The sequence below is a fragment of the Actinopolymorpha singaporensis genome (genome assembly GCF_900104745.1).
GTDB classification, from domain to species: Bacteria; Actinomycetota; Actinomycetes; order Propionibacteriales; family Actinopolymorphaceae; genus Actinopolymorpha; species Actinopolymorpha singaporensis.
Genome location: NZ_LT629732.1, coordinates 3,868,871 through 3,880,771, shown reverse-complemented (window position 1 = coordinate 3,880,771; position 11,901 = coordinate 3,868,871). Strand labels below are relative to the sequence as shown.

General features: G+C 71.0%; 10 protein-coding genes. 7 read left to right on the top strand and 3 right to left on the bottom strand.

Annotated features, from left to right (window positions below):
• Positions 1-19: 19 nt before the first annotated feature.
• On the bottom strand, positions 20-1,897 hold the full coding sequence (locus tag BLU27_RS17560; protein WP_092654760.1) for an AMP-dependent synthetase/ligase: 1,878 nt from the start codon (positions 1,895-1,897) through the stop codon (positions 20-22).
• A gap of 222 nt (positions 1,898-2,119) precedes the next feature.
• Positions 2,120-3,949, bottom strand: coding sequence for a translation elongation factor 4 (gene lepA / locus BLU27_RS17555; protein ID WP_092654759.1), 1,830 nt, complete (start codon positions 3,947-3,949; stop codon positions 2,120-2,122).
• 263 nt (positions 3,950-4,212) lie between these two features.
• Between lepA and BLU27_RS17550 the strand changes: the two genes are divergently transcribed.
• From BLU27_RS17550 to rpsT, 7 genes are all read left to right on the top strand, one after another.
• Complete coding sequence (locus tag BLU27_RS17550; protein ID WP_092654758.1) at positions 4,213-5,211, top strand: hypothetical protein; 999 nt, start codon at positions 4,213-4,215, stop codon at positions 5,209-5,211.
• A gap of 90 nt (positions 5,212-5,301) precedes the next feature.
• On the top strand, positions 5,302-6,303 hold the full coding sequence (locus tag BLU27_RS17545; protein WP_157728620.1) for a phosphotransferase family protein: 1,002 nt from the start codon (positions 5,302-5,304) through the stop codon (positions 6,301-6,303).
• 140 nt (positions 6,304-6,443) lie between these two features.
• Positions 6,444-7,475 (top strand): ABC transporter ATP-binding protein, encoded by a 1,032-nt coding sequence (locus BLU27_RS17540; RefSeq protein WP_092654756.1) that lies wholly within the window; start codon positions 6,444-6,446, stop codon positions 7,473-7,475.
• On the top strand, positions 7,459-8,406 hold the full coding sequence (locus tag BLU27_RS17535) for an ABC transporter permease (RefSeq protein ID WP_241827491.1): 948 nt from the start codon (positions 7,459-7,461) through the stop codon (positions 8,404-8,406). The genes BLU27_RS17540 and BLU27_RS17535 overlap by 17 nt, the downstream gene beginning before the upstream one ends.
• Positions 8,403-9,320, top strand: a complete 918-nt coding sequence (locus BLU27_RS17530; protein ID WP_092654755.1) for an ABC transporter ATP-binding protein — start codon at positions 8,403-8,405, stop codon at positions 9,318-9,320. Before BLU27_RS17535 ends, BLU27_RS17530 begins: the two co-directional genes overlap by 4 nt.
• 33 nt (positions 9,321-9,353) lie before the next feature.
• Positions 9,354-10,070: an ABC transporter permease gene (locus BLU27_RS17525; protein ID WP_092654754.1), complete on the top strand. Its 717-nt coding sequence runs from the start codon at positions 9,354-9,356 to the stop codon at positions 10,068-10,070.
• 280 nt (positions 10,071-10,350) lie between these two features.
• Positions 10,351-10,611: a 30S ribosomal protein S20 gene (gene rpsT / locus BLU27_RS17520; RefSeq protein WP_092654753.1), complete on the top strand. Its 261-nt coding sequence runs from the start codon at positions 10,351-10,353 to the stop codon at positions 10,609-10,611.
• 278 nt (positions 10,612-10,889) lie between these two features.
• Here the strand turns inward: rpsT and holA are convergent, their stop codons facing one another.
• Positions 10,890-11,894, bottom strand: a complete 1,005-nt coding sequence (holA, locus tag BLU27_RS17515) for a DNA polymerase III subunit delta (protein WP_197681476.1) — start codon at positions 11,892-11,894, stop codon at positions 10,890-10,892.
• Positions 11,895-11,901: the final 7 nt, after the last annotated feature.

Below are 11,901 nucleotides of genomic sequence, written 5' to 3'. Positions count from 1 at the left end.
GGCGATCAGTCGTCGGGGGTCAGGAGTAGAACGAGTCCAGGACGTCGGCGTAGCGCGTCTCCACCACCCGGCGCTTGAGCTTCAGGCTCGGGGTCATCTCGCCGTCGTCCACGGTGAGGTCGTGGTCGAGGATGGCGAACTTCTTGATCGTCTCCCAGCGGTTGAGCCGGCCGTTGAGCTGGTCGACGTACCCCTGCACCATCTGCCTGGCCTGGTCGGAGGCGGCGATCTCCTCGTAGCTTCGCCCCTCCAGCCCGGCCTCGCGCGCCCAGCCGGCGATGGAGTCCTCGTCCAGGGTCACCAGGGCCGAGCAGAACGTCCGGCCCTCGCCGTGCACAACAACCTGGCTGGCGTACGGGCACAGCGCCTTGAACATCGTCTCGATCGCCTGCGGTGCGACGTACTTGCCGTTGGACGTCTTGAACAGGTCCTTCTTGCGGTCGGTGATGCGCAGCATGCCCTCGTCGTCGAGCGTGCCGATGTCGCCGGTGTGGAACCAGCCATCCGGGTCGAGCACCTCGTCGGACAGCTCGGGCATCCCCTGGTAGCCCCGCATCACGCCGGGGCCTTTGACCAGCACCTCGCCGTCGTGCGCGATCCGCAGCTGCGTGCCGGGCAGCGCCGGGCCGACGGTGCCGAACCGGAACCGCCCGGGCAGGTTGACGCAGGTGCCGGCGCTGGTCTCGGTGAGGCCGTACCCCTCGATGATCAGGATCCCGGCGGCGTGGAACCATTCCGACAGGTGCTGGCTGAGCGCGGCCGAACCGGAGACGAAGAACCGTAGCCGGCCGCCGAACCGGTCCCGGATCTTGGCGAACACCAGCCGGTCGGCGACCTTGTGCTGCAGGGCGAGTACGCCGGATGGCTCGGTGCCCTGCTGGCGCAGCTCCGACACCCGGCGCCCCACACCGATCGCCCAGTGGAACAGCGCCGCCTTGGGGCCGCCCTCGTGCTCGATCGTGGAGGTGATCCGGCCGTACGCCTTCTCGAAGATCCGCGGTGCGGCGCCCATGAAGGTCGGCCGGACGACGGCGACGTTCTCGATGATCTTGTCCACCCGGCCGTCGATCGCGGTGGCGAAGCCGATCTGCACCTGCGCCGACAACAGCACCTTGCCGAAGGAGTGGGCCAGCGGAAGCCAGAGGTACTGCAGGTCGTCCGGCCCCAGGATCCGCACCGCGTCGATGGCCGCGCCCTCGTAGGTCCAGCAGTCGTGGGTGAGGCGCACACCCTTCGGCCGGCCGGTGGTGCCCGAGGTGTAGATGAGCGTGGCCAGGCTGTCGGGCCCGATCGTGGCGACGGCCTTCTCGATGGCGTCGGGCTGCTCGGCGAGGTACGCCGCGCCGCGTTCTTCCAACTCGGCGAGGGTCAGCAGGTCGTCGGCGCCGCCGTCGCGGCCGCCCCCGTCGGCACCGCCGGCGCCGTCGGTGAACGTCACCAGCCAGGCGATGTCGGGCAGTTCCGACCGGTGCTCCCGGATCTTCTTCAACTGCTCGTCGTCCTCGACGAAGACCACCCGGCTACCGGAGTCGCCGAGGATGTAGCTCACCTCGTCCGGCGTGGTGGTGGGGTAGATCGTCGTGGTGGCCGCGCCCGCACACATGATCGCGAAGTCGGCCAGCACCCACTCGTAGCGCGTGCTGGCGGCGATCGCCACCCGCTGCTCCGGCTCGATGCCGAGGGAGATCAGACCCGCCGCCAGCCGGCGTACGCGCTCACCGGTCTGTCCCCAGGTGCTCGACTCCCAGCCGCCGTCGGACGGGTAACGGAACGCCTCGGCGTCGGGCGTCGACTCGAACCGGTGCAGGATCAGCTCGGCCACGGTGGACGCGCGGTTGTCGACCTTGGACTGGTCGACGTCGCCTGGGTTGCTCCCCCAGAGCAGGTCACTGGACATGGCGGGCCTCCACCTCGGTGAGGAGCAGCGTAGCGACGGGCCGGGCCGGTGGCACGTCTGGCGTGCCTGGCGTGGGTGCCCTGCCAGGCATGCCGGCCGTGCCGACCTGCCTCCACCGTAGTGACTGTGTTGTCGCCGGCGTAGCCCGCGTGCACAAACCGGGCAGCCGGCCGTGCGCGCGTCGGTGCCGCGTCAAGTGCCGCGTCAGGGGCCGCACTGCCGCTACTTCTTGCCGCCGGACTCGGACTTCTTACCCGAGTCGGTCGTGGACAACGCCGCGATGAACGCCTCCTGCGGCACCTCGACCCGGCCGACCATCTTCATCCGCTTCTTGCCTTCCTTCTGCTTCTCCAGCAACTTCCGCTTGCGGGTGATGTCGCCGCCGTAGCACTTGGCGAGCACGTCCTTGCGGATGGCGCGGATGCTCTCCCGGGCGATGATCCGGGAACCGATCGCCGCCTGGATCGGCACCTCGAACTGCTGGCGCGGGATGAGGTCCTTCAGCTTCTGCGCCATCGCCACGCCGTAGGTGTAGGCCTTGTCCTTGTGCACGATCGCGCTGAACGCGTCGACCGGATCGCCGTGCAGGAGGATGTCGACCTTCACCAGGTCGGCCACCTGCTCGCCGGTGGGCTCGTAGTCGAGCGAGGCGTAGCCGCGGGTGCGGCTCTTCAGCGCGTCGAAGAAGTCGAACACGATCTCGGCCAGCGGCAGGGTGTAGCGCATCTCCACGCGTTCCTCGGACAGGTAGTCCATGCCCTGCAACTGCCCACGCCGCGACTGGCACAACTCCATCACCGCGCCGATGAAGTCGGCCGGGGTGAGGACGGTGGCGCGCACGACCGGCTCGTGGACCTCGGCGATCTTGCCGCGCGGGAACTCGCTCGGGTTGGTCACCACGACCTCCGAGCCGTCTTCCATGGTGACGCGGTAGACGACGTTCGGCGCGGTGGAGATCAGGTCGAGGTTGAACTCGCGTTCGAGGCGTTCGCGGACGATCTCCATGTGGAGCAGGCCGAGGAAGCCGCAGCGGAAGCCGAAGCCGAGCGCCCCGGAGGTCTCCGGCTCGTACAGCAACGCGGCGTCGTTCAACTGCAGCTTGTCCAGCGCCTCGCGCAGGTCGGGGTAGTCGTCGCCGTCCAGGGGGTACAACCCGGCGTACACCATCGGGTTGGGGTGGCGGTAGCCGCCGAGCGCCTTCTCCGCGCGGTTGCCGGCCTGGGTCACGGTGTCACCGACGCGGGACTGCCGGACCTCCTTCACGCCGGTGATGATGTAGCCGACCTCGCCGACGCCCAGCGACGCCGACGGTGTGGGGTCGGGCGAGATCACACCGACCTCGAGGGTTTCGTGGGACGCCTTCGTCGACATCATCAGCACCCGCTCGCGGTGGCCGATCTTGCCGTCGACGACCCGGATGTAGGTCACCACGCCGCGGTAGGTGTCGTACACCGAGTCGAAGATCAGTGCCCGGGCAGGCGCGCCCGGGTCGCCCTCGGGCGGCGGCACCTGCGAGACGATGGCGTGCAGCAGGTCCTCCACGCCCTCGCCGGTCTTCGCCGACACCTTGAGCACGTCGCTCTCGTCGCAGCCGATGATCCGGGCCAGCTCGGCGGCGTACTTCTCCGGCTGCGCGGACGGCAGGTCGATCTTGTTCAGCACCGGGATGATGTGCAGGTCGGCGTCCAGCGCGAGGTAGAGGTTGGCGAGCGTCTGCGCCTCGATCCCCTGCGCCGCGTCGACCAGCAGCACCGCCCCCTCACAGGCCGCCAGCGAGCGCGAGACCTCGTAGGTGAAGTCGACGTGCCCGGGCGTGTCGATGAGATTGAGGACGTACGTCGAACCCGCCTCGGCGCCGGCACTGGTCTGGAAGGGCAACCGGACCGCCTGGCTCTTGATCGTGATGCCGCGCTCTCGCTCGATGTCCATCCGGTCGAGGTACTGCGCGCGCATCGACCGCTCCTCGACCACTCCGGTGAGCTGGAGCATGCGGTCGGCGAGCGTCGACTTGCCGTGGTCGATGTGGGCGATGATGCAGAAGTTCCGGATCATCGCCGGATCGGTCTGGCCGGGTTGGGGCGCGGACGCTGGTACGGGCACGGACGATCCATTCCGGTCGGTGGGGGAACGACGTTCATCATCCCACGGACCGCCACCCGGTCAGGGCGGCGCGGGTGAGGGCCCCTCGGTCAGACCGGGACGGGGGCGGCGTACCGGAGACCACGTGCGCTTGGTAGTCATATGCGTACACACCGCGTACGACCCCCGGGGTCGGCCGGTCGACCGGGTTCCGATGGCCAGGAGTTCGCCCGCGCATGCTGACTCGCACCGCCTTCCGTTTCTCCCCCCGCGGCTCCTACGCCGCCTGCCTCGCCTCCGACGGCGTCGCCGGCTGGCACGTCGAGCACTGGCCGCTGGACCCGGCACGGCCACCGAGTCCGGTTCCCGGGCTGGCTCCCACCGGCCCGCACTCGCGGATGCTGCCGCTGGACGACGGCGGCGTCCTGTTGCACCACGCCGGTCCGGACCGGCACGGGATCATCCTCGGCCGGGCGGACCGGCCCGCCCGGCTCCTGGGCACGCTCACCGCGCTGGGTCTGCAACTGCTTCCCCACCCCGCCCACGACGCCCTCGCCCTGGCGATCACGACCCGCTCCGACCCGTCCGCGACGCTGTGGCTGCTGAGGAGCCGCGACGGCGAGCCGCGGCCGGTGCTCACCGTTTCCGGACTGCTGATCGGCGGGACCTGGCTGGACCCGGTCGGACGGCAGCTGGCGGTCAACCGGGCGTACCGGGGCCGCCTCACCTGTGTCGCGGTCGACCTGCACAGCGGCACGGTGGAGGAGCTCTGGCCCGACCATCCCTCGGTGCGCCTGCTGTTCGCCGTACCCCACGCGGGGTTGTTCGTCGTCGCCGACGACAACGGCCGGATCGGCTGGGCGTGCTCGCCCGGAGGCCGGCTGCAGTGGCCCGCCGAACTCAACGGCCCGCACAACCCCTGGCCACTGGCCGCCGACGTGACCGGCGAACAGGTCGCGGTCCGGCTGGACCAGGGCGGCAGCTCCCGGCTGCTCGTCTACGAGCGGCACACCGACCGGACGGTGGCGCTGCCGCTGCCCGACGGCCACCTCGGCGACGCCGCCGCGTGGACGCCGACCGGGCTGCGGTTCGCGTTCACCGGGCCGGACCGGCGGACCGGGGTCGCGGAGATCGCACCGTCGGCCGCGCAGGCCGCGGGGACGTTCCGCCTGCTCGCGGACCCCGAGGCGCCGGGCGCACCCGCTGTCCCCGGGCTGCCCGTGCGCGCCTGCTGAGCCGGGCCGCCCTCCCCGGCCGTAGCGAACCACGTGCCCACCACGGGACCCACGACCCCGCAGCTTCGCGGCGGCTGCCAGGATCGGCGGGTGACAGCCTCGCAAGCCGGCTCGGTGCCCCACGGCGAGACCGCCGTCCGCCCCCAGTGGGCCGACCTGCCCGAACCCCTGCGCGACCGGATCGCCGAACGGCTCGGCGGCGACGTCGTGGCGACCGCCAGCCAGGGCTCAGGGTTCACGCCGGGCTTCGCGTCCCGGCTGGCCTACGGCGGCACCGGCGGTGGCACAGGCAGTGGCACGGGCGGCACCCGGCGCGCGTTCGTTAAGGCCGTGTCCGCCGACCGCTCCCCCGCGATCGCCGACTCCTACCGCGCCGAGGCGCGGATCGCGGCCCGCATCCCGTCGGCGGCGCCGGTTCCGGCGCTGCGGTGGACGCTGGAGGAGTTCGACTGGGTGGTGCTCTGCTTCGACGACGTTCCCGGACGGCCACCGGCGCGACCGTGGAAGCCGAACGAGCTCACCGACGTCCTCACCGCCCTGACCGCCCTTGCCGAGGTGATGACTCCCGCACCGGAGGGCCTGGTGGTGCCGCAGGCCGGCGACTGGCTGGCCGAGGACTTCGGCTACTGGCGGCGACTCGCCCGCGCGTCCGGCGCCGATGGTTCCACCGTCGACCCCCAGGTCGCCGAGCTCGCCACGCTCGAGGAGGCCGCGCCGGCCGCCCTCGCCGGCGACAGCGTGGTTCACTGCGACCTCCGCGACGACAACGTGATCCTGGGCGACGACGGGCGGGTGTGGTTCTGCGACTGGAACTGGCCGAGCCGCGGCCCCGCCTGGCTGGACCTCGTGACCGTGCTGATCTCGGCGTGCGGTGACGGCTACGACGCGACCGCGCTGCTGTCGGCGCACCCCCTCGGCGAGAACGCGGACGGCGACGCCGTGGACGCCGTACTCGCCGGCCTGGCCGGCTACTTCGCCGACTCCTCGCTGCAACCGGCGGTCAGCGGCTCGCCGTACCTCCGCGCCCACCAGGCGTGGTACGCCCAGGCCACGCTGTCCTGGCTCGCGCTGCGCCGCGGCTGGGTCGGCTGACGCCCGTCCTGGACCCGTCCCGGGTACGGCTCCGGGTGCACCCCCGGCGGTGGCCTACGGCACTCCCGTAGGGGAATGACGGAAAAGGTTCGTCCGCGAGTCGGATCACCCGCAGGCTCCGGGGCACTAGTTTTCGTCCCGTGTCCGTCATCGCGATCCACGACCTCACCAAGAGGTTCCCGAGCGTCACCGCGCTCGACCAGTTGACGGTCGACATCGGTCCCGGTGTGACGGGGCTCGTCGGCGCGAACGGCGCGGGCAAGTCGACTCTGATCAAGATCCTGCTCGGTCTGCAGCCGGCCACCTCGGGCGAGGCGACAGTCCTCGGCCTCGACGTCGCCACGCAGGGCCCGGCGATCCGCGACCGAGTGGGCTACATGCCCGAGCACGACTGCCTGCCACCCGACATGTCGGCGACCGAGTTCGTCGTCCACATGGCGCGGATGTCAGGTCTGCCGGCGGCGAGCGCGCGCGAACGCACCGCCGACACCCTGCGGCACGTCGGCCTGTACGAGGAGCGCTACCGCCCGATCGGCGGGTACTCCACCGGAATGCGGCAGCGGGTCAAACTGGCCCAGGCCCTGGTCCACGATCCCCGGCTGGTGTTCCTCGACGAGCCGACCAACGGCCTGGACCCGTCCGGCCGCGACGAGATGCTGGGGCTGGTCAACCGGATCGGAACCGACTTCGAGATCTCGGTCCTGGTGACGTCGCACCTGCTCGGCGAACTCGAGCGGATCAGCGACCAGGTGGTGATCATCGACGGCGGGAGGCTGCTGCGGGCCTCCTCGACGGCCGAGTTCACCCGCGCCACCCAGGTGATGGTCGTGGAGGTCGCGCCGTACGACTCCGGCCCCGACTGGACCGCGGCCCGCGACCGGCTCGGTCACGCCCTCTCCGGCCACGGACTTCGCGTGGTGCCCGACGGGCGGCTGCTGATGATCGACATCGACCGCGAGGAGATCTTCGACGTCGTACGCGACACCGCAGCGGAACTGGACCTCGGCCTGGTCCGGATGGAGCAGCGCCGGCACCGCATCGAGGAGATCTTCCGGGACGGCGCCGTCGGCCAGCAGGCCGGAGCCCGTGCCGGTGCCGCCGGTGACCCCGCCGGTGAGCCGCCGGTCGGCGGCCCTGACCAGGGAGGAGCGCACCGTGTCGGTACCCCCTGAGAGCACATCCCCTCCCGAGAGCACGTCGCCTCCCGAGAGCACGTCGTACGCCGCCCCGGCCGGCGTGATCCACGACATCGGCTACCGCCGCTACGACGGTCCCCGGCTCGGCCGCGGCTACATCCTGCGATCGCTGTTCGTGCAGAGCCTGCGCGCGACGTACGGCCTGGGCCGGACTGCGAGGGCGAAGATCCTGCCGTTCCTGCTGGGCGGGGTCATGCTGTTGCCCGCCGCGATCCTCGTCGCCGTCACGGTCGCCATCAAGCCGCCCGACCCGCCCGTCGCGTACACGAGGTACTTCGTCTACACCCAGGCGGTCATCGCCATCTTCGCTGCTGCCCAGGCGCCCCAGCTCTTCTCCCGTGACCTGCGCTTCCGCACGATCACGCTGTACTTCTCCCGCCCCCTCGTCCGGATCGACTACGTGGTCGCGAAGTACGCCGCGCTGGTCGCCTCGCTGTTCCTGCTGATGGCCGTGCCGCTGGTCCTGATGTACGCGGGCGCCCTGCTCGGGAAGTACCCGTTCGGCGCACAGACGAAGGGGCTCCTCGCCGGGCTGGCCGGGGTCGCCGTCCTCGCCCTCGTACTCGCCGGAATCTCCGGTGTGATCTCGGCGCTCACCACCCGGCGCGGGTTCGGGGTGGCCGCCATCATCACCGTGCTGACGGTGACCTACGGCGGATCGAGCTTCGTGGCGGCGATCCTCGGCGAGCAGGGCCACCGGACCGCCGCGGGGTATGCCGGCCTCTTCTCCCCCGTCACCGTGGTGGACGGCGTGCAGGTGGTCGCGCTCGGTGCCACCAGCGCCAGCCCCGTGCCGCCGCCGTCCGGCGGGTTGGGCGCACTGCTGTACGTACTCGTCACCGTGCTCGTCGTCGGCGGGTCGTTCGGCCTGCTGATGCTTCGCTATCGGAAGGTGGCGGCCTCGTGAGTGTCATCCGGCTCGACCACGTCTCCCGCTGGTACGGCAACGTCGTCGCGGTCAACGACGTCGCCATGACCATCGGCCCGGGCGTCACCGGTCTGCTCGGGCCCAACGGCGCGGGCAAGTCGACCATCATCCACATGATGGGTGGCTTCCTCGCCCCGTCCGCGGGCACGGTCACGCTGGACGGGGAGAAGGTCTGGCGCAACCAGGCCGCCTACCGCGACATCGGGCTCGTGCCCGAGCGCGAAGCCCTCTACGACAGCCTCACCGGCTGGGAGTTCGTCCTCGCGAACGCGAAGTTGCACCGACTCGCCGATCCCGGGTCCGCCGCCCGGGAGGCGATCGAGACCGTCGAGATGGGCCCGGCCGCCAGCCGGGCCGTCGGCACGTACTCCAAGGGGATGAAGCAGCGGATCAAGATGGCGACCGCGCTGGTGCACCGGCCATCTGTTCTGCTGCTGGACGAGCCGTTCAACGGCATGGACCCGCGGCAGCGGCTGCACCTGATGGACCTGCTGCGGGCGATGGGACAGGCCGGCCGCACGGTGCTGTTCAGCTCGCACATCCTGGAGGAGGTCGAGCAGGTCGCGTCGCACATCGAGGTCGTCGTGGCCGGGCGGCACGCCGCGTCCGGGGACTTCCGGGAGATCCGGCGGCTGATGATCGACCGGCCGCACCAGTACGTCATCCGCTCCAGTGACGACCGCAGGCTCGCGTCGGCCCTCATCGCGGACGGGTCGTCCGCCGGTGTCGAACTCGACGCCCGGGAGCGGTGCCTGCGGGTGCAGGCGGTCGACTTCGCCCGGTTCACCTGGCTCGTCCCGCAGGTGGCCCGCGCCGCGGGTGTCCGGCTCTACGAGATCTCGCCCTCCGACGAGTCTCTCGAGAGCGTCTTCTCCTACCTCATCACCGCGTGAGGCCCGCCCCGATGAGACACCGATGAGAGACCGATGAACGCCACGATCGCCAGGCTCACCGCCAGCACCCTGCTCGGGAAACGACGCGTACTCCTGCTCTTCGTCCTGCCGGCGGTGCTCGTGCTTCTCGCACTGCTCCTGCGGCTCGTGACCGGCCCCAGCCTGCAGGTCGGCACGACTCTGCTGCAGACCCTCGCCCTCGGCACGATCGTGCCGCTGCTCGGCCTGATCGCGGGTACGGGTGTGATCGGGCCGGAGATCGACGACGGCTCGATCATCTACGTGCTCGCCAAACCGTTGCCGCGTCCGACCATCGTCGTCACGAAGCTCGCCGTCGCGGTGGGTTGCCTGGTGGCCTTCGCGGCCGTCCCGACGCTCCTGGCCGGGGTGATCATGTCCGGGTTCGACGACGGTGTCGCTGTCGGGTTCGCGGTCGGGGCCGCTGTTGCCGGGCTGGCCTACAGCGCGGTCTTCCTGATGCTGGCCGTGATCACCAGGCACGCCGTCGTCTTCGGCCTCATCTACGCGCTGATCTGGGAGAGCCTGGTCGGCGGGTTCGTACCCGGCGCCCAGGTGCTCAGCATCCAGCAGTGGGCGCTCGCGGTCGCCGACCGGCTGATCGCCGGGGACGACATCGAGGCGGCGGTCGGGCTCGGCACCGGAGTCGTCCTGCTCCTCGTCACGACCGTGGCTGCGACGTGGTTCGCCGGGGAACGGCTACGATCACTCACGCTCACCGAGACCGAGTAGGCGCCGGGAGTCCTTCGAGGTCGGGTCAGGTTCCGGTCGGGTCAGGTTCCGGTCGGGTCAGGTTCCGGTCGGGTCAGGTTCCGGTCGGGTCAGGTTCCGGTCGGGTCAGGTTCCGGTCGGGTCAGGTTCCGGTCGGGTCAGGTTCCGGTCGGGCCGGGTTCCGGTCGATCCGCCCACAGTTGGGGACTGGTTTGCCCGGCTGGTAAGCTCTCTGTTCGCGCGCGGGCGGATCCCGCCGCGTGTCCATTCCCGTACGACCTGCGATCGAGGCTTCAGCTCAGTGGCGAACATCAAGTCCCAGATCAAGCGGATCAAGCAGAACGAGACCCGTCGGCTCCGCAACAAGTCGACGCGCTCCTCGCTGCGGACGGCCATTCGCAACTTCAGCGAGGCCGCCGAGTCCGGCGACAAGGCGAAGGCACAGGATCTGGCCCGCGCGGCCGGGCGCATGCTCGACCGGGCCGCCTCCAAGGGCGTTCTGCACAAGAACCAGGCCGCCAACAAGAAGTCGGCGATCTTCAAGCGGTCCGCCGCCCTTTAGGTCCTTTCCGGAGGCGGCTCGCTTCCGGCAAACGCTAAAAAGCTGCTCGGCGTCCCGGCCGAGCAGCTTTTTCTGCAGTCCTCTCCGATTTGTCGTGACGAGAGCCCGCCCGTCAGTAGCGGTGGGCCCGGCGTTCGTACCCGATGAGGCGTCGAGGCTCAGCGGCGGTGGCGCCGGCGTTCGAACCCGAGGCGGCGCTCAGCTGCGGTGGTGGCGGGGCTTCGCCCTGGTGCGGCGTTCGGCAATGGTGGCCGCCGGCGTTCGACCCGATGCGGCGTTCAGCGGCGGTGGGCGCTGGTGCGGGCCGACGCGACCGCCAGCACCGCGCGTTCGAGCGCGTACTCCGCGTCGTCCGCGCCGCCCTTGACGTCGGCGTCGGCCCGCGCGACTGCAAGCAGCGCTTCGGCCAGGCCCTCGTCGGTCCAGCCGCGCAGCTGACCGCGCAACGTCCTGACCTTCCACGGTGGCACACCGATCTCCCGGGCCAGGTCCGCCTCCCGCAGACCGCGAGGTGCCCCCGACAACTTCGCCAGGCCGCGAACTCCCGCCGCCAGAGCCGACGTCACCAGTACCGGTGCGACTCCGGACCGCAGGGCCCACCGCAACTGCTCCAGTGCGTGCGCGGTGCGGCCGGCGACCGCGGCATCGGCGACCGCGAAGCTGGTCACCTCGGCCCGGCCCGCGAAGTAGCGCCGGACGACGCTCTCGGTGATGGGTTGTCCGTCGGTGTCGGAGACCAGCTGGGACGTCGCAGCTGCCAGCGAACGAAGATCCCGGCCGATGGACTCGACCAGGAACTGTGCGGCCTCCTCCTCGATCCGCCCACCGGCTGACCGTACTTCGCGCGCCACGAACGCGGGCAGCTCCGAAGGCCGCGGCGAGTCGCAGGCGACCACCCGGACACCGGCCTTGCGGAGCTTGTCGACCACTCCGCGGCCCTTCTGCCCGCCGCGGTGCACGAGCACCGCCGCGACGTCCGGCTGGGGTGAGCGCGCATAGCCGACCAGGGCGTCAACCGAGTCGGCGGGGAGACCGTCGAGGTTGCGCACCACGACGGCTCGCGCTGAGGCGAACAGCGAGGGGCTGGTGAGCTCGGCCAGGCCGCCGGCGGTGAGAGCGGACGCCTCCAGATCGGTGACGTCGGCGTCGGTGTCGGCAGCGCGGACGGCCCGCACGGTGCCGGCGACCGCGCGCTCGGCCAGCAACTCCTCAGGTCCCAGGACAAGGGTGACCGTCCCGAGGACTCCGTCGCCGGGGGTCGCCTGGGTGGACTTCTTGGGCATCGCGTTC